Origin of the sequence: Enterobacter cloacae complex sp. IR5412, from assembly GCF_049237385.1 — a bacterium.
Lineage (GTDB): Bacteria > Pseudomonadota > Gammaproteobacteria > Enterobacterales > Enterobacteriaceae > Enterobacter > Enterobacter intestinihominis.
Map to the genome: position 1 here is coordinate 185,307 of NZ_JBMKHQ010000004.1, position 18,155 is coordinate 203,461.

General features: G+C 58.3%; 19 protein-coding genes. 6 read left to right on the forward strand and 13 right to left on the reverse strand.

Going from position 1 to position 18,155, the window contains the following annotated elements; genetic code table 11:
- The first annotated feature begins 137 nt into the window (after positions 1-137).
- Positions 138-827 carry an enterobactin synthase subunit EntD gene (gene entD, locus ACOTX2_RS09575; protein ID WP_063147985.1) on the forward strand — a complete coding sequence of 230 codons (690 nt, stop codon included), beginning with the start codon at positions 138-140 and terminating at the stop codon, positions 825-827.
- Here entD and ACOTX2_RS09580 read toward each other — a convergent pair.
- The 7 genes from ACOTX2_RS09580 to betT form a co-directional block, all read right to left on the reverse strand.
- Positions 763-1,602 carry a metal ABC transporter permease gene (locus ACOTX2_RS09580; RefSeq protein WP_022647370.1) on the reverse strand — a complete coding sequence of 280 codons (840 nt, stop codon included), beginning with the start codon at positions 1,600-1,602 and terminating at the stop codon, positions 763-765. The genes entD and ACOTX2_RS09580 overlap by 65 nt on opposite strands.
- Positions 1,599-2,447, reverse strand: a complete 849-nt coding sequence (sitC, locus tag ACOTX2_RS09585; protein WP_022647369.1) for an iron/manganese ABC transporter permease subunit SitC — start codon at positions 2,445-2,447, stop codon at positions 1,599-1,601. Before sitC ends, ACOTX2_RS09580 begins: the two co-directional genes overlap by 4 nt.
- Entirely contained in the window at positions 2,444-3,250 is an 807-nt protein-coding gene (gene sitB / locus ACOTX2_RS09590) for an iron/manganese ABC transporter ATP-binding protein SitB (RefSeq protein WP_063843853.1), read from the reverse strand. Before sitB ends, sitC begins: the two co-directional genes overlap by 4 nt.
- Before the next feature lie 2 nt (positions 3,251-3,252).
- Positions 3,253-4,164 carry an iron/manganese ABC transporter substrate-binding protein SitA gene (sitA, locus tag ACOTX2_RS09595; RefSeq protein WP_063147983.1) on the reverse strand — a complete coding sequence of 304 codons (912 nt, stop codon included), beginning with the start codon at positions 4,162-4,164 and terminating at the stop codon, positions 3,253-3,255.
- 211 nt (positions 4,165-4,375) lie between these two features.
- Entirely contained in the window at positions 4,376-4,660 is a 285-nt protein-coding gene (nadS, locus tag ACOTX2_RS09600; protein WP_003858821.1) for a NadS family protein, read from the reverse strand.
- A gap of 2 nt (positions 4,661-4,662) precedes the next feature.
- Positions 4,663-5,049 carry a type II toxin-antitoxin system RelE/ParE family toxin gene (locus ACOTX2_RS09605; RefSeq protein WP_063147990.1) on the reverse strand — a complete coding sequence of 129 codons (387 nt, stop codon included), beginning with the start codon at positions 5,047-5,049 and terminating at the stop codon, positions 4,663-4,665.
- A 138-nt stretch (positions 5,050-5,187) separates the two neighbouring features.
- Complete coding sequence (gene betT / locus ACOTX2_RS09610; RefSeq protein ID WP_022647365.1) at positions 5,188-7,221, reverse strand: choline BCCT transporter BetT; 2,034 nt, start codon at positions 7,219-7,221, stop codon at positions 5,188-5,190.
- A 128-nt stretch (positions 7,222-7,349) separates the two neighbouring features.
- Here betT and betI point away from each other — a divergent pair, with 128 nt between their 5' ends.
- The 3 genes from betI to betA are packed head-to-tail and all read left to right on the forward strand — an operon-like array spanning position 7,350 to position 11,101.
- On the forward strand, positions 7,350-7,937 hold the full coding sequence (betI, locus tag ACOTX2_RS09615) for a transcriptional regulator BetI (RefSeq protein ID WP_023299544.1): 588 nt from the start codon (positions 7,350-7,352) through the stop codon (positions 7,935-7,937).
- A 13-nt stretch (positions 7,938-7,950) separates the two neighbouring features.
- Positions 7,951-9,423, forward strand: coding sequence for a betaine-aldehyde dehydrogenase (gene betB, locus ACOTX2_RS09620; protein WP_063147982.1), 1,473 nt, complete (start codon positions 7,951-7,953; stop codon positions 9,421-9,423).
- 13 nt (positions 9,424-9,436) lie between these two features.
- Positions 9,437-11,101, forward strand: a complete 1,665-nt coding sequence (gene betA, locus ACOTX2_RS09625; RefSeq protein ID WP_063147981.1) for a choline dehydrogenase — start codon at positions 9,437-9,439, stop codon at positions 11,099-11,101.
- Positions 11,102-11,194: 93 nt separating this feature from the next.
- Here the strand turns inward: betA and ACOTX2_RS09630 are convergent, their stop codons facing one another.
- The 5 genes from ACOTX2_RS09630 to budA form a co-directional block, all read right to left on the reverse strand.
- Positions 11,195-11,893 (reverse strand): GNAT family N-acetyltransferase, encoded by a 699-nt coding sequence (locus ACOTX2_RS09630; protein ID WP_063147989.1) that lies wholly within the window; start codon positions 11,891-11,893, stop codon positions 11,195-11,197.
- 107 nt (positions 11,894-12,000) lie between these two features.
- A complete protein-coding gene (locus ACOTX2_RS09635; RefSeq protein ID WP_022647360.1) occupies positions 12,001-12,474 on the reverse strand; it encodes a cold-shock protein in 474 nt (157 codons plus the stop codon).
- 130 nt (positions 12,475-12,604) lie between these two features.
- Positions 12,605-13,375: a (S)-acetoin forming diacetyl reductase gene (locus ACOTX2_RS09640; protein WP_022647359.1), complete on the reverse strand. Its 771-nt coding sequence runs from the start codon at positions 13,373-13,375 to the stop codon at positions 12,605-12,607.
- A 20-nt stretch (positions 13,376-13,395) separates the two neighbouring features.
- Positions 13,396-15,075, reverse strand: coding sequence for an acetolactate synthase AlsS (gene alsS / locus ACOTX2_RS09645; RefSeq protein WP_063147980.1), 1,680 nt, complete (start codon positions 15,073-15,075; stop codon positions 13,396-13,398).
- 13 nt (positions 15,076-15,088) lie between these two features.
- Entirely contained in the window at positions 15,089-15,868 is a 780-nt protein-coding gene (gene budA / locus ACOTX2_RS09650) for an acetolactate decarboxylase (protein WP_088581799.1), read from the reverse strand.
- Between the two features lie 105 nt (positions 15,869-15,973).
- Here budA and ACOTX2_RS09655 point away from each other — a divergent pair, with 105 nt between their 5' ends.
- Complete coding sequence (locus ACOTX2_RS09655) at positions 15,974-16,870, forward strand: LysR family transcriptional regulator (protein ID WP_063147979.1); 897 nt, start codon at positions 15,974-15,976, stop codon at positions 16,868-16,870.
- Positions 16,871-17,097: 227 nt separating this feature from the next.
- On the opposite strand, the gene cspE is transcribed toward ACOTX2_RS09655, so the two are convergent.
- Positions 17,098-17,310: a transcription antiterminator/RNA stability regulator CspE gene (gene cspE / locus ACOTX2_RS09660; RefSeq protein ID WP_022647355.1), complete on the reverse strand. Its 213-nt coding sequence runs from the start codon at positions 17,308-17,310 to the stop codon at positions 17,098-17,100.
- A 716-nt stretch (positions 17,311-18,026) separates the two neighbouring features.
- On the opposite strand from cspE, the gene ACOTX2_RS09665 reads away from it, so the two are divergent.
- A complete protein-coding gene (locus ACOTX2_RS09665) occupies positions 18,027-18,134 on the forward strand; it encodes an ash family protein (protein ID WP_157843337.1) in 108 nt (35 codons plus the stop codon).
- Positions 18,135-18,155: the final 21 nt, after the last annotated feature.

Sequence of the window (18,155 nt, forward strand, 5' to 3'; positions counted from 1 at the left end):
ATTCCCCTCACCCTAACCCTCTCCCCGGAGGGGCGAGGGGATTGCTCAGTGCTCGCATTAATTTGTGGGGAACCCTCAGCCCTTTGGGAGAGGGCCGGGGTGAGGGCATCAGGCCGCACAATACTGAAGGGAAAACCATGCACACAAACCACAGCACATTTTCTCTCGCCGGCCACACCCTTCACCGCATCACTTTCGACCCCACCACCTTCACCGACGCCGATCTCCTCTGGCTCCCCCATCACGCACAGCTGGCTGACGCCGGACGCAAGCGCAAATCCGACCACCTGGCAGGCCGCATCGCCGCGGCGCATGCGCTAAACGAGCGCGTAATCCCCGGCATCGGACCCAGCGGCGAACCGCTCTGGCCGCAAGGTATTTCCGGCAGCATCACCCACAGCGGCACGCAGGCGATGGCCGTCGTCACGCATCACCCGGCGCTTATCGGCATAGATTGTGAAACGATCCTTTCCGAAAACGAAGCCTGGGAAATCAAAGACGGCATCATTGATATGCAGGAAGAACCTGTGCTTTCCCGCTCGGGATACCCGTTCGCCCTCGCCCTGACGCTGGCGTTCAGCGCCAAAGAGAGCCTGTTCAAGGCCCTCTTTCCGCAGGTGCAGGCCTGGATGGGTTTTGACAGCGCCCGCATTACCCTGCTCGACGACAGGACGCTTACGCTGGCATTGACCCGTCAACTTGCAGGCTTTGAGGAAGGCACTGCCTTCACCCTTCACTGGCAGCAGCACGGCGAACAGGTCATCACCCTGCTGTCACACGCTCCTGCCGACGTGCCTTCACGCTGGTCACCACAAACGTCACGATAAACACCATCGCGAACAGGACCACAATGGTCGGCGCGGGCGCGCTGTCGAGATAAAACGAGGCATACACGCCGCTTACCGACACCAGCGCTGAAACGGCGACCGCCACCAGCAGCGCCATGTGAAAGCGTCGGGTGATCAGCACCGCCACCGCGCCGGGGGCAATCAGCAGCGAAATCGACAGAATTATACCCACCGCTTTCAGCGTCGCCACGATGGTCAGCGAAACCATGCACAGTAAGCCGTAGTGCAGCCAGCGGGTGCGCAGGCCGCTCGCCTGCGCCTGCTGATAGTCAAAGCAGAACAGCAGAAAATCGCGCCACTTCAGGCCAATCACCAGCGCAATCAACCCCGCGACGAGACCGCTTTGCAGAATGTCCATCCCGTTAATGCCCAGCATATCGCCGAACAGAATGTGGTCGAGATGCACCTCAGGTTTGACGGCGATATAGAGGATCAGCCCGGCGCCGAACATGCCGGAAAAGACGATCCCCATAACCGTATCTTGCTTGATTCGGCTGTTATCCTTCAGGTATCCGGTGGCGACCGCGCAGAACAGACCGGCCACGAATGCGCCCAGCGCCAGCGGCAGGCCCATCATCCAGGCCAGCACGACGCCGGGAAACACCGCGTGGCTCATGGCGTCGCCCATCAGCGCCCAGCCTTTCAGCACCAGAAAAACCGACAGCAGCGCGCAGGGCACGGCCACCAGGAGTGAAATCAGCAGCGCGTTGTTCATAAACGCAAACTGGAACGGTTCTAGGATCAGCGTCATCATGGATGTGCCTCCCGCGCCCGACGGCGGCTGGCAAGCAGCCCGTGCTTCGGCGCAAAGACGAACGCCAGCAGGAACAGCAGCGTCTGGGCGACCACGATAATGCCGCCGGTGGCGCCGTCCAGGTAATAGCTGGCCCACGCACCGAGGAAGCTGGTGATGCTGCCAATGGCGACGGCAATCATCAACAGGCGCGGGAAGCGATCGGTCAGCAGCCAGGCGGTCGCACCGGGCGTAACCACCAGACAGATCACCAGAAATGCGCCGACGGTTTGCAGCGCCGCCACGGTAGAGACCGCCAGTAGCGTAAAGAAGAGAATTTTCAGACGTTCCGGGCGCAGACCGATGGCGCGGGCGTGGTTCTCATCAAAAAAGGTCACCATCAGATCTTTCCATTTGAACAGCAGGATAACTATCGACACCACGCCGATAATCGCCAGCTGGACGATATCTTCCGGGGCGATGGCGAGAATATTGCCGAGGACGATGGTCTGAATGTTCACCGAGGTCGGGTTGAGTGAGACCATAAACAGCCCCAGCCCGAAAAAGGAGGAGAAGATCAGCCCGATGATGGCGTCCTCCTTCAGGCGGCTGCGCTGGTTGAGAAACAGCATGCTGCCCGCCGCCAGCCCGCCCGATAAAAACGCCCCCAGCGAGAACGGCAGTCCGAGCATGTAAGCGCCCGCTACGCCCGGCACGATGGAGTGCGACAGCGCATCGCCGATCAGCGACCAGCCTTTGAGCATCAGATAGCAGGAGAGAAACGCGCACAGCCCGCCCACCATCGCCGAGACCCACATCGCGTTGAGCATGTACTCGTAGCCGAAGGGTTCGAGAAGCGCGTTCATTTGGCCTCCTGTCGGTGCGTGACGAAGGGGCGTTCGTCGTCGGTAATAATGCGATCTTCCGAGCCGCTGAGCACCACGTGGCGCAGCACGCCGCTGAAGGCGCGCTCAAGATTCTCGGCGGTAAAGGTGATATCCGTCGGGCCGCTCGCCAGCACGGTGCCTTTGACCATCACCGTGTAATCGCAGAATTCCGTGACCGAGCCCAGATTGTGGGTCGAAACCAGCATCGTTTTACCCTCGTCGCGCAGCTCCCGCAGCAGGCTGATGATCCTGGCTTCGGTTTTGACGTCCACGCCGGTAAACGGCTCGTCGAGCAGGATCACCTCGCCCTGCTGGGCAATCGCCCGCGCCAGAAACACACGCTTCTTTTGGCCGCCGGAGAGCTCGCCAATCTGCCGATGGCGCAGCTCAAGCATATCCACGCGCTTCAGGGCGTCGGTTACAATCTGCCTGTCGCGCTCTTTAGGCCGACGCAGAAACCCCATATGCCCGTAGCGGCCCATCATCACCACGTCCTCGACCAGCACCGGAAATGACCAGTCGACCTCTTCCGACTGCGGCACGTAGGCGACCAGGTTCAGGCGCAGCGCCCGGTGAGGCGGAAGCCCGAGAATGGAGATAGTGCCGCTCGCCGCCCGCACAAAGCCCATCACCGCCTTAAACAGCGTGGACTTGCCGGAACCGTTCACCCCCACCAGGGCGGCAATCGATCCGCCCGGCACGCTGAACGACGCGTCGCGCAGCGCCGTGTGGCCGTTGCGGTAGGTCACGGTCACGCCGGTTACAACAATCCCCTTCTGCATGGTTACTCCTTCATCCCGTCGCGGATGCCCTGCACCAGCGTGCGGGTGGTGACGTTCAGCAGATCGATATAGGTCGGCACCGGGCCGTTTTCTGCGCTCAGAGAGTCGACGTACAGCACGCCGCCGTAATGGGCGCCGGTCTCACGCGCCACCTGACGGGCGGGCTTATCCGAGACGGTGCTTTCGCTGAACACCGCCGGAATGTGATGTTTTTTCACCAGATCGATAACCTTGCGTACCTGCTGCGGCGTGCCCTGCTGATCGGCGTTGATCGGCCACAGGTACAGCTCTTTCAGGCCCAAATCCCGCGCCAGATAGGAGAACGCCCCTTCGCTGGTCACCATCCATCGCTTGTCTTCCGGGATCGCCGTGACCTGCTTGCGCAGCGGTTCGAGAGTGGCGGTGATCTTCTGCTTGTAGGCGTCGGCGTTACGCTGATAGGTCTGCGCGTTGGCCGGATCGTACTTCACCAGCGCGTCGCGGATGTTATCGACGTAAATCAGGGCGTTGTCCGGCGACATCCAGGCGTGCGGGTTGGGCTTGCCGTTATAGGGCCCTTCGCTGATGCCCAACGGGGTGATGCCTTTGGTAACAATCACCTCCGGCACGCCGTTCAGATGCTGATAAAAGCGCTGGAACCACAGCTCCAGATTCATGCCGTTCGCCAGGATCAGCTGCGCCTTCTGCGCGCGTTTGATATCGCCCGGGGTGGGCTGGTATTCGTGAATTTCTGCGCCCGGTTTGGTGATGGAGGTGACCTCTGCGGCATCCCCCGCTACGTTTTTCGCCATATCAGCGATAACGGTAAAAGTGGTGATGACCTGGAACTTTTCAGCCGCCAGCGCGCCGGTTGTGGTCGCGGTCATAAGCAGCGCGCCGAGCAACAGACGCTTCAATCCTTGCCGTGGATGCATCGCAGAAGTCTCCTGAGGTGATTAAATTAAAAGCAAAATTAGCCCGTGCTATAAGGTATAGCACAGGCTATATTTAAATGAAAATAATTATCATTAAAGTTGTGTCAACGGAGGGAGAGCCTGATGGCGCTTCGCTTATCAGGCCTACGGTAAAGCAGTTTTGGAGTTTTGTAGGCCGGGTAAGCGCAGCGCCACCCGGCATAAGGGCGACTCACTGCCCGGCAAGTGCCTTATAAAATGCAGGATTCTCCCGAATCACATTAAGTACCTTCGCCGCCAGCCCGGTTGGGTTGCGACGTTTAGACTCCCAGCTCTTTATCGTATCGACGCTCGTGCCAAGCGCCTTCGCCATTTCGCTTTGCGTGATATTGAGCTGCTCTCTGATGGCGCGCACATCAGCAACTTCATAGCGGGTTACCCGGGAAGCGGCTTTTCTTCCGTTATGGATCTCAACGGCCTCTTCAAGCGAAGATTTTAATTCATTAAAAATACTCATTATCAGCCTCCACCTGCCTGATTAGGGTACATAGTACACCTCAAATTTACGTCACTGGAAGCAGTATCTTTCAGAATGGAAGTCAGCTTTTTAAGTTCTGCTTTCTCTGTCTCTGTCAGGCTGTCCTTTATGCATTTTGGATAGGCCATAATGAAATAGATCACCTCCTCTGTGGCAAGAAAGTAAATCACTCTGATCCCCCCTCTCTTTCCCTTTGAGCCTGCCGCCATCCTTATTTTACGTAAACCCCCCGTCTGCTGGATCAGGTCACCTTTATCAGGCCAGGCAATAAGTTCCTTTTGCAGATCCTTTAATTCATCATCCGTAGCAATGCTTTTAATCTGTCGGGTAAAGAGTGATGTTTCGATAAACTCTATCGCATGACTCATCCATAGTTCCTTCCCTAAACGCAGCAAAAGCCCGAATGCTTCAGCATCAGGCTCTTGCTGCATGGTTACTCTTCCTTGAGTAATGCTGCGCCAAATAACTGTATTTATATACAGTCTGAAGGTATTTTAAGAATCCGTTTAGACATCCGGGAACATCACGCTATTCCCCGGCGCTTCCCTGTGGAGATGGATAAAGTTCAGGTGCCGTTCATACTGGTCCAGAATATCCGTAATTACCTGCTCCTTGCTGTAATCCATCAAATCATTCCCTTGGCTCCCTTCCAGCAGGAAGGTCTCCAGCCGGTAGTAGGTCGATTTCCCGCTGCGCGCCCGGTAGGTAAAGCCGGGAACCGAATACTGCTGCGGCCAGATCTGATAAACAAAGTTCTGCTCGTCGCCCATGTGCACCAGCAGATCCAGGTGCCCCAGGGTTTCGCCCTCTTCCGGCGGCAGGTTTTTCAGTTCCACGTAGGCGCCACGCAGCTTCAGCTCCTGCGCCACCTCTTCCATCGCCGGGAAGCAGACCGTCTCCATCATCTGGCTGGTGTAGCGCGTGCCCGGGTAGTTCATCAGGCGCGACAGGCGTTTCTTCCAGCTCAACCTGTCCTGCGCGCCCATCGGCCGCGGCGCGGTGTCGCGGCTGGCGCTGACGCGGCGGTAGTCTTCCACCTTAAGCGATTTATACAGCCCGGCCATCACGAAGAAGATCACGAAGCTGAACGGCAGGCCCATGATCACCGTGGTGTTCTGCAACGCCGAAATGCCGTTGGTCATCAGCATGCCGAGCGTCAGCAGGCCGATGGCGACGGACCAGAAGATGCGCAGCCAGTTCGGCGCATCGCTGTTGATGTCTTTGAGCTTCGAAGTGAAGTTGCCCAGCACCAGCGCGCCGGAGTCCGCCGAGGTGACGTAGAACAGCAGGCCGGTAATGGTTGCTACGGACGCGCTAAAGGTAAACGCCGGATACTGCGCCAGCAGGCTGTAGAAGCCGCGCTCCGGGTGCACCATCGCTTCCTGCGCGAAGGTCGCATTGCCGTGGATAATTTCGTGCAGCGCGCTGTTGCCGAAAATCGACAGCCACAGCAGGGTGAAGGTGAACGGGATGATCAGCGTGCCCATCACGAACTGACGGATGGTGCGGCCACGCGAAATGCGCGCCAGGAACAGGCCGACAAACGGCGACCAGGCCACCCACCACGCCCAGAAGAAGAGCGTCCAGTTGTTCATCCACTCCACCGGGCGGTCAAAGGCGAAGCTGTTCAGCGTCATGCCCATAAAGCGGTTCACGTAATCACCTACGTTGAGCACCAGGGCGTTGAGCAGGAACGAGGTGTCGCCCATAAACAGCACGAACAGGATCAGCCCCAGCGCCAGCGCGACGTTCAGCTCGGAGAGCACGCGAATACCTTTATCCACGCCGGAGGTCACCGAGATGGTAGCGATGATCACCGACAGCGCAATTAGCGCCGCCTTCGCCGCCATCGAATCCGGGATGTCAAACAGCACGCTCAGCCCGTAGTTAAGCTGCACTACGCCAATCCCGAGCGTGGTGGCGATGCCGAAGATGGTGCCGATCACCGCCGCGATATCGACGCTGTGGCCAATCGGGCCGTTGATCTTTTTCCCGAAAATCGGGTACAGCGCGGAGCGGATGGTAAGGGGCAAATTATAACGATAGCTAAAGTATCCGAGCGCCATGCCCATCAGGGCATACATTGACCAGCCCGTCAGGCCGTAGTGGAACAGCGTCCAGACCATCGCCTGACGCGCGGCCTCCATCGTCTGCCCTGCCCCTTCCGGCGGCTGCATATATTGCGTGACCGGTTCCGCCACGGAGAAGAACATCAGGTCGATGCCAATGCCCGCGGCAAACAGCATCGCGGCCCAACTCAGCAGGCTGAACTCGGGCTTGGACTGCTCTGGCCCAAGCTTCACCGAACCGAAGCGCGAGCAGGCAATGCAGACCACGAAGACGATATAGAGCGTCGCCGCCAGAAGGTAGTACCAGCCGAAGGTCTTCGACACCCAGTTCAGGGTGCGCCCAATCCACTCGGCAGAAAAATCACGAAAGAAGATAGTCGTCAGGGAAAACAACAAAATCAGCCCGGCGGACGTAAAAAAAACGACCGGGTTGATTTTGTCTTTTTCTCTGTCTTGTGAAAGGTCTGTCATCCAGTATCCCCACTGTTTTTGTAACTATTAAAATCCAAAATCGCAACAATTAAGACACATTTTATATTGAACGTCCAATCAAAAACCGCTTTAATAGATTACCAATGCTGATGAATGGAGTGGCAAAAATGCCCAAAGTGGGGATGCAGCCGATCCGGCGCAGGCAGCTCATCGATGCCACGCTGGAAGCAATTAATGAAGTGGGAATGCATGACGCAACCATCGCGCAAATCGCCCGTCGGGCGGGCGTGTCCACGGGGATCATCAGCCACTATTTCAAAGATAAAAACGGTCTGCTGGAAGCAACCATGCGCGACATCACCGGTCAGTTACGCGATGCGGTATTAAGCCGTTTACGCGCCCTGCCGGACGGCAGTGCAGAGCAGCGTTTGCAGGCGATTGTCGGCGGCAATTTTGATGAAACCCAGGTCAGCGGCGCGGCGATGAAGGCCTGGCTGGCCTTCTGGGCCAGCAGCATGCATCAGCCGATGCTCTATCGTTTGCAGCAGGTCAGCAGCCGCCGGTTGCTCTCAAATCTGGTGTACGAATTCCGCCGCGAACTGCCGCGTGAACAGGCTGAAGAGGCGGGCTACGGGCTCGCCGCACTGATTGACGGGCTGTGGCTGCGCGCCGCGCTCAGCGGCAAACCGCTGGATAAAACCCTGGCCCAGTCGCTTACCAGCCACTTTATCAGCCAGCATTTACCGACCGAATAACCGAGGAGGAAGCATGTCCCGAATGGCAGAACAGCAGCTTTATATCAATGGTGGTTATACATCCGCCACCAGCGGTCGCACCTTCGAGACCATCAACCCGGCCAACGGTGAAGTTCTGGCGAGCGTGCAGGCCGCCGGGCGTGAAGACGTGGACCGCGCCGTAGAGAGCGCAAAGCGCGGGCAAAAAATCTGGGCGGCGATGACCGCCATGGAGCGCTCGCGCATCCTGCGTCGCGCCGTCGATATCCTGCGCGAGCGCAACGACGAGCTGGCAAAGCTGGAAACCCTCGACACCGGTAAAGCGTTTTCTGAAACCTCGACCGTCGACATCGTCACCGGCGCGGACGTGCTGGAGTACTACGCGGGGCTGATCCCGGCACTGGAAGGCAGCCAGATCCCGCTGCGCGAGACCTCCTTCGTCTACACCCGCCGCGAGCCGCTGGGCGTGGTGGCGGGCATCGGCGCGTGGAACTATCCGATCCAGATCGCCCTGTGGAAATCCGCCCCGGCGCTGGCGGCGGGCAACGCGATGATCTTCAAGCCGAGCGAAGTAACGCCGCTTACCGCCCTGAAACTGGCGGAAATCTACACCGAAGCGGGCGTGCCGGACGGCGTGTTTAACGTTCTGCCGGGTGTGGGCGCGGAAACCGGCCAGTACTTGACCGAGCATCCGGGCATCGCCAAAGTCTCCTTTACCGGCGGCGTCGCCAGCGGCAAAAAGGTGATGGCGAACTCGGCGGCCTCGTCCCTGAAAGAGGTGACGATGGAGCTGGGCGGTAAATCCCCGCTGATAGTGTTTGACGATGCGGATCTGGATCTCGCGGCAGATATCGCCATGATGGCCAACTTCTTCAGCTCCGGTCAGGTGTGCACCAACGGCACCCGGGTGTTCGTGCCCGCGAAGTTCAAAGCCGCGTTTGAGCAAAAAATCGTTGAGCGCGTGGGCCGCATCCGCGCGGGCGACCTGTTCGATGAAAACACTAACTTCGGCCCGATGGTCAGCTTCCCGCACCGCGACAGCGTGATGCGCTACATCGCCAAAGGCAAAGAGGAAGGTGCGCGCGTGCTGTGCGGCGGTGACGTGATGAAGGGTGACGGCTTTGATAACGGCGCGTGGGTTGCCCCGACCGTGTTCACCGACTGCACCGACGAAATGACCATCGTGCGCGAAGAGATCTTCGGCCCGGTGATGTCCATTCTTTCCTATGACACTGACGAAGAGGCCATTCGTCGCGCCAATGACACCGACTACGGTCTGGCGGCGGGCATTGTCACCGCCGATCTGAACCGCGCCCACGGCGCTATTCATCAGCTCGAAGCGGGCATCTGCTGGATCAACACCTGGGGCGAATCCGCCGCGGAGATGCCGGTGGGCGGCTACAAACACTCCGGCATTGGCCGCGAGAACGGCGTCATGACGCTTCAGAGTTACACCCAGGTGAAGTCCATCCAGGTTGAGATGGGTAAATTCCAGTCCATATTTTAACCGGGAGGTTTATTTGCAATTTGACTACATCATTATCGGGGCCGGCTCTGCCGGCAACGTTCTGGCAACACGACTGACTGAAGATCCGAACACCACCGTCCTGCTGCTTGAGGCGGGCGGGCCGGACTACCGCTTTGACTTCCGCACCCAGATGCCTGCCGCGCTGGCCTTCCCGTTGCAGGGCAAGCGCTACAACTGGGCGTATGAAACCGAGCCAGAGCCTTTCATGAACAACCGCCGCATGGAGTGCGGACGCGGAAAAGGGCTGGGCGGCTCGTCGCTGATCAACGGCATGTGCTACGTGCGCGGCAACGCAATGGATCTGGACAACTGGGCGAAAGAACCGGGTCTGGAGCACTGGAGCTATCTCAACTGCCTGCCCTACTACCGCAAGGCAGAGACCCGCGACGTGGGGCCGAACGACTACCACGGCGGTGACGGTCCGGTGAGCGTCACCACCTCTAAGCCGGGCGTGAACCCGCTGTTTGAAGCGATGGTGGAGGCAGGCGTGCAGGCGGGCTACCCGCGCACCGACGATCTCAACGGCTATCAGCAGGAAGGCTTTGGCCCGATGGATCGCACGGTCACGCCGCAGGGCCGACGCGCCAGCACCGCGCGCGGCTATCTGGATCAGGCCAAACCGCGCCCGAATCTGACCATCCGCACCCACGCCATGACCGATCACATTATCTTTGACGGCAAGCGCGCGGTGGGCGTCGAGTGGCTGGAAGGCGAAAGCACCATTCCTTCAAAAGCGACAGCGAAGAAAGAGGTACTGCTGTGCGCGGGCGCTATTGCGTCTCCGCAGATCCTCCAGCGCTCCGGCGTGGGCAACGCTGAACTGCTGAAGCAGTTTGATATCCCGCTGGTACATGATTTACCCGGCGTGGGGGAAAACTTGCAGGATCACCTGGAGATGTACCTTCAGTATGAATGCAAAGAGCCCGTTTCCCTCTACCCTGCCCTGCAGTGGTGGAACCAGCCGAAGATTGGCGCGGAGTGGCTGTTTGGCGGCACAGGCGTGGGCGCGAGCAACCACTTCGAAGCGGGCGGGTTTATCCGCAGCCGCGAGGAGTTCGAGTGGCCGAATATTCAGTATCACTTCCTGCCGGTAGCGATTAACTACAACGGCTCGAACGCGGTGAAAGAACACGGTTTCCAGTGCCACGTCGGCTCCATGCGCTCGCCGAGCCGCGGGCACGTACGGATTAAGTCCCGCGACCCGCATCAGCATCCGGCGATCCTGTTCAACTATATGTCCCACGAGCAGGACTGGCAGGAGTTCCGCGACGCGATCCGCATCACCCGTGAGATCATGCACCAGCCCGCGCTGGACAAGTATCGCGGTCGCGAAATCAGCCCGGGCGTCGAATGCCAGACCGACGAACAGCTGGACGAGTTCGTGCGTAACCACGCCGAAACCGCCTTCCATCCGTGCGGCACCTGCAAGATGGGCTACGACGAAATGGCGGTGGTCGATGGCGTAGGCCGCGTTCACGGGCTGGAAGGGTTACGCGTGGTGGATGCGTCGATCATGCCGCAGATTATTACCGGCAACCTGAACGCCACCACGATTATGATCGGCGAGAAAATTGCTGATGCGATTCGCGGGCGCGAGCCGCTGGCGAAGAGCACGGCGGCGTATTACGTGGCGGATGGGGCGCCGGTTCGCCGCTGAGTGCGAACTTCTCCTCTCACCCCGGCCCTCTCCCAGAGGGAGAGGGTGTCATCGTCCCCTCTCCCTCTGGGAGAGGGTTAGGGTGAGGGGAAATTATTGCCGAAATGCTTCAAGCCGCTTAACCTGCCGTCCTTCCGCGTCAAAATTCTCCGCCGCCAGCCAGGCGCGCAACTCCGCGTCCCTTTCCTGCCACTCGCCGTCAATAATAGAGAGCATATCGCTGTCGCGGTTGCGTCCTTTGCGCACCAGCTTCTGGCGCAGGCGCCCTTCCCAGACAAACCCCAGCCGCTCCGCCGCGTTGCGTGAGGCGGTGTTCATCGAATCGCATTTCCACTCCAGCCGACGATATTTATGCTCAAAGGCATTTTTCAGCAGTAGCCACACCGCTTCGGTACCCACGCGGGTGCCTTTCATCTTGCGCGACCAGGTGACGTGGCCAATTTCCACCGATCCCAGAAAGCGTTCAATCGCCATATAGCTCACCAGCCCTACCGCCTTTTCGGTGCGCAGATCGATAACGGCAAAGGGCACCAGGTCGTCATCCAGCACCTTTCCAAGCACCCAGTGCGCAGTAGCCTCAACACTCACAGGCTGGGTGCTGGCAAGCCACGTCCAGTCGCTGTCATCGCCCAGTGCGTAAGCTTCAAACAGATCCGCCGCGTGGCGTTCTGCGTCCAACGGTTCCAGACGACAATACTGGCCGGTTAACGGCGTGCGAGTTAGCGCTCGGGCACATTTCCAGTCGGGGACGATATCGTTAACGGTTTGACCATGTTGATTGATTTCGGGCACGGCGGTGACTCCCTGCAAGGTAAGGAGTTTGTTATAGCAGGTTAAAAAGCGGTCGAAAAGGAAGAACGTGCAGGCCGGGTAACGCGTAGCCGCCACCCGGCATAAAATTACTTCAGCAGCTTAACCGTGGCGTCTATGTCGATTTCATCTTCGGTGAAGATCATCGTCGTGTTCTGGAAGGTGGTGATCGCCAGCTTCTTCACCGTGCGCATCTCGCCCGGTTTTTTCTCACTTTTCGGCTTGATGCTGTTCATCAGTAGCCCCACCGACAGCACCGCGTTCTCTTTGTCGATTTTGGTCTCAACGGGCTCTTCTTCGCTGAACACCACGAAGGATTTGATCGAGGTGAGCTTCACGCGCTCGCCCGCGATATAAAGATGCTTGCTCTCCGGGATCACCTTCACCGCATACGCGGAAAGGCCTTTGGTGTTGGTGGTGGGTTCGAAGGTCACCGCCGCATCTTTCTTAATCAGATCAGGGTTGGCGACCTTAATCACGTGAAAATAGCGGTTGTCGCCGTTTTCATCTTTGATAAATCCGAAGCCTTTATCTTTAAACCACGTTGTGATTGTACCGTTCATCGCTGTTACCGCCTGTCAGATCTTAAGACTAAAGTTTTGCAGCGCGCAGTGTAATGCACAATGGCTGAGGAGACAAAAAAAAGCCCCTGCACGGGAGCAGGGGAAAGTTCATGTCAGAGCTTATTAGAATTTAGTTGAACACCATCCCACCATCAATCAGCAGCGACTGACCGGTCATGTAGTCGGAGTCTGGTCCGGCGAGGTAAGAGACGCAGGCGGCCACATCTTCCGGTTCGGACAAACGGCCAAGCGTGATGCGTTTGGCAAAGGTTTCCGTTCCGTAGCCGAGCGGTTTACCCGCCGCCTCGGAGACCTGACGGTCGATTTCCGCCCACATCGGCGTTTTGACGATGCCCGGGCAATAGGCGTTAACGGTGATCCCCAGCGGCGCGAGATCCCGCGCGGCGGTCTGGGTTAAACCGCGCACCGCGAACTTGCTGGAGCTGTACACCGCCAGTTCCGGGTTGCCGGTATGGCCCGCCTGGGAGCAGGCGTTGATGATTTTACCGCCGTGCCCCTCTTTGCGGAACGCGTCAATCGCGGCCTGAATGCCCCAGATCACCCCTTTCACGTTGATGTTGTAGACCTTGTCGACAATTTCCGGCGTGATGGATTCGATAGGGGTAGACGGCGCCACCCCGGCGTTGTTGACGATGACGTTGAAGCCGCCCAGCGCGGTGCGGGCTTTTTCCACCGCCGCAAACACCTGGTCGCGGTCAGAGACGTCCACTTTCACGGCGACGGCTTTCCCGCCGTTGCGGGTGATCTCATCCGCGACCGCTTTCGCCGTCTCTTCGTTGTAATCCGCAATAGCGACGGCAAAGCCGTCCTTCACCAGGCGAAGCGCGATCGCTTTGCCAATCCCCTGGCCGGAGCCGGTTACGAGAGCCACTTTTTGCATTTCTCTGTCCTTATATTGATTCACAAAATCTGGCTGAGATGGAGCTGGCCCATCAGCAGCGGGTTATCGCTGTAGTCGACGGGAATGGCCACCACGGCCGGGCCATCGACATCCATTGCGGCACGCAGCGTCGGTTCGAGCGCGTCGGCGCTCTCGACGGCAAAGCCTTTCGCACCGAATGCGTCGGCATAGGCTTTGAAATCGACCGGGCCAAACTCCACGCCGGAGAGACGCTGGTATTTTTTCTCTTCCTGGATCGCCACCATGTTGTAGGCGTTATCCACCCAGATGATGTGCAGCACGTTGGCATTGAGGCGCACGGCGGTTTCCAGCTCCATGCTCGACTGCAAAAATCCGCCGTCCCCGGAGACCGACACCACCTTGCGCCGCGGGTTGACCAGCCACGCGCCAATCGCCCACGGCAGCGCCACGCCCATGGTCTGCTGACCGTTGGAGATCATCACCTGACGCGCGCGGAAGCTGTAGAGGTAGCGGGCGATCCAGATGTGGAAGCTGCCCATATCCACGGTAAGCGTCACGTCGTTATTCACGATGTCCTGCATGGCGCGGACGATGCGCAGCGGATGCAGGGCAAACTGGTTTAGCGATGCGCCGCGACGGTCGAGGAGGTCACGCTGATGCTGGCGATCGACAAGAATTTCCGAGGCGCGCTGGCTGAGTTCAAGTTTGTGCTCGATTCGGCTGGCAAGCAGATTCAGCGTGGCGGCAATATCCCCGACCAGTTCCAGATCGGGAACATATTTGCGCTCCTCATAGGCGGGCAGCACGTCAATGTGCACCAGGGTGGCGTCGCCGCTGTTCCACATGGACGGCTCGTATTCCACCGGGCTGTAGCCGATGCAGATAATCAGATCCGCCAGATGCAGCAGCCGATCTCCGGCCTGGTTGTTGAACAGGCCGACGCGCCCGGCGAAGCGGGTGAAGTGTTCCTGATTCACCGCCCCGGCGGCCTGATAAGTGCTGGTGACCGGAATGCGGCTTTTCTCCAGCAGCGTGCGCAGCGCGGCGCTGTTGGCCGGCTGGCTGGCCATCAGGCCGAGTAAAATGACCGGGTTTTTGGCGTTCTCGATAAGCTTCGCCACGTCGTTAATGGCGGACTCCGGTGCCGGGCCCATCAGCGCCGGGCCGCTGGCGGGTAAAATCGCTCCCGTGGTGGGCTGGTCGACAATATCCTGCGGCAGGCTGACAAACGCCCCGCCCGGCCTGCCCTGCTCGGCAGCGCGAAACGCGTTGGACACCACCTCGGCAATCGCGTCCGGGGAGTTCACTTCTACGGCGTATTTGGTCACCGGGCTGAACATGGCGACAGTGTCCATGCTCTGGTGCACCAGCTTGGCTTTATCCGCCCGCTTCACCGCCCCGCCCAGCGCGACGACCGGGTCGCCTTCGCTGTTGGCGGTGGCGATGCCGGTGATCAGATTGGAGCAGCCCGGCCCGGAGGTGACCAGCGCGACTCCGGCCTTGCCGGTTAACCGCCCTACCGCTGCCGCCATAAACGCCGCGTTCGCCTCGTGACGCACCGGGATAATCTCGATGGAGGAGTCCAGCAGAGAGTCAAAGACCTTGTCGATCTTCGCGCCCGGGATCCCGAACACCTGCTTCACGCCCTGCGCTTCCAGCTGGCCGACAACCATATCGGCGCCGTGCGCCCACTGACGTGACTGTTTCTCACTGTTCACGATAGTTCTCCTGTTAGTTTTCGACGGCGCGGATAGCCGCATCAAGGTTGCTGGGGTGTAGGTTGGCCTGTAAAAACGCGCTGTCGGCGGGCAGGTCAATCATCAGCTTGTGGATTTCGCCGAAGGTGAGCACGCCGCTCTCCAGCTGATAGTCGAGCAGATGTCCCCCGCCCTGACGGTCGTCGGTGATAAAGTGCTCGTGATAGCCCGCCACGTTGATGCCCTGCATATGCTGCGGGGTGCGGAACCCGACCAGCACGCCCTCGCGTTGGTTAAAGCGGAACACCGGCTGGTCGTCCAGCACGTCGGTCATCGCCCGGTACGGCGGCGTCTGGCGCGGAACGGTGCGGGTATGCGCATGGCGGAAGTTGCCATCGATGCGCAGCGCGCAGAACAGGTTATCGGAGGGGATCTGCTGGTCGATCACGTCGTGGATCTGCTGACGGCTGACCGGACCGTTAAAGGTTTTGCGGTACTGCGGCTGGAACCAGGTCATCACCGCGAACGGCGTTTTTTGCTCCGGCTTAGCGGCGCGGGCGCTGCCGTCGGCGCGCAGCTGGTACACCTGGCTGCTGAAGGCAATCATTTCACCGTCCAGCTCGTTAAAGGTGCCGAGACCAAAATCACCGTGTGCCAGCAGGTCGGCGATCGTCGTCTCCCCTTCGTAGACGCCGCTTAGCAGGGCGCTCATTAGCGATGTCTGATAGATCACGCTGTCAGGATGCTGCGCCGAGAACCCACGCAGGGTCTCGCATAAACTCGCCTCACAGTCGCATGCAGATGAATGCATCATCATGCCCGTCCTCTTCAACTTTATTTATAAAGGTTAAATAAATGTTGACCCGATTCAGCAGAGAGTTCCAATATAGAATCCATGCTGGTTTGAGACGTTTTTGATATGGAACTTCGTTATCTGCGCTATTTTGTCGCGGTTGCACGCGAGCGACACTTCACCAGGGCGGCCAAAGCGCTGGGTATTTCACAGCCTCCACTGAGCCAGCAGATTAAACGGCTTGAGGAGGAAGTGGGCACACCGTTGTTCAGGCGCCTGACGCGGGGCGTGGAGCTGACCGAGGCGGGAGAAGCCTTCTATGAGGACGCCTGTAAGATCCTGGCGCTGAGCGACTCCGCGCTGGAAAAAGCCCGGGGCATCGCGCGCGGGCTGAACGGCAGCCTTTCGATTGGCATCACCAGCTCCGACGCCTTTCATCCCAAAATTTTCGCGCTGATTCGTCAGTTTCAGGTGCAGAACATGGCGGTGCAGGTTCACCAGGTGGAAGCCAATATGTCTTCGCTGACGACAATGCTGGCGGAGGGTGAACTGGATATCGCCTTCGTGCGCCTGCCGTGCGAGAGCAGCAAGGTGTTCGAGTTGAAAATCCTCGACCGGGAGCCGATGGTGGTGGCGTTGCATCGCGATCATCCTCTGGCTGCGTGCGATTCGCTGGCGTTAGAGCAGCTTCGGGATACACCGGTGGTGCTGTTCCCCCAGGAGGTCGCGCCGGGACTGTATGACCGCGTTTACGGCAGCTGCGAGCGGGCCGGAGTCGATATGCAACACACGCTGCAATCTTCACAACTTTCCTCTTCTCTGAGCATGGTCTCCGCTGGCGGCGGGTTCGCGCTGGTGCCGAAATCGATGGCCGCTATTTCTCCGCCGAATGTCACCTACCACGCGCTGAGCTCACCGGAGCTTTATACCGATATCGCGCTCTGCTGGCGGCGCTTTGAACGCTCACGGACGGTGAAACGGTTTCTGGCGATGATGAGCGAGGGGGAACGGGAGCAGGGATGAACCTTTTCAGAAACTGCGGACTGTATTGATGCCCAATTTATTGCGAAGCAGTTTTTGAGGCTGAATTTGAAGGGAGTATGGGCAGGCTGCCATATAAAACTCAGTACCATTACCCTTTAAAAATAAAAAACCCGCACAGGTGCGGGTTAATTTTTTATCAGTACAGCTTAACTGCTCGGACTATTGTCTTCATCGCTATCGTACGCCGCACTGATATTTAGCGCGGGTTACAGTGGAGAAACGTTTCCAGCTGCTGGACCTTTTGCGCCATTCTCAATGGTAAAGGAAACTTTCTGACCTTCATCAAGCGTTTTGAAGTTGTCGCTCTGAATTGCAGAGAAATGTACGAATACATCTTTGCTGCCGTCGTCAGGGGTGATAAAGCCAAAACCTTTATCTGCGTTGAACCATTTTACTAAACCAGTCATTTTATTAGACATAGATAAATCCTTAATTTATGAGCCACTTAAGCGCGGCGATGATGGCCTGTATTTCGAGAGTTACTTATTTGGCACTTAGGAGGAGGCTCACGAAGAAGGAGTATCTACTGATAACACCTGAACTGAGGACTGCTTTACTAAAACTGCTTTCATAAGGTCTGTATTCCAAACCGATGACGCTATTAAGACACAGCGAAATTTATTGCGCAATGATTATTATTATTTATTTTAACCATTTAAACGCCCGGATGGCTGGTCGCGGTGCCAGACATCGTTCTGGCTTGAGGTCTACCATGTACTACAAAATGTCTACGCTTTCACTGTGCCGGGAGTTTGGGGTGTTTTGTTCACAGGCGGGAAAATCCTCCCGCGCGACGCAGACATCATTAGAAGGGATGCTCAAAATGAAAAGGTCTGCGTAAGACGTAACCGCAGTGCAAACTGTGCCCGGGGGCGCTGCGCTTGCGCGGGCCTACGGGTCGTATCGCGGTGGTTTTGGAGGCCGGGTCGGGCGTAGCCGCCACGCGGCAATCCCCTTCTGGAAGCCGCCTCGCAAACCTGCAAGCAACCTTATGTAATTCAGGGTTATCCCTTTTCATCCCTTCTTCACGGTCGTAAAGTGCCTGCGTTGCGGCACATCCGTAACCGGGCGTAGGAACCCGTTAGCATAAAGCGATATTTTTTGTCGCGACAGCGCATATCCCGTTAGAATCACGGTGGCGCTGACGGAGCAGTCGAAAGGCTGGCCGTTTTTCTTTATGCACGGTATTCCTACCTCCGTCAGCGCTACCCCCTCTGAGCGTAGGAACTCATCGGGCGGTTAACATTTTTTGCATAAAGAGGAT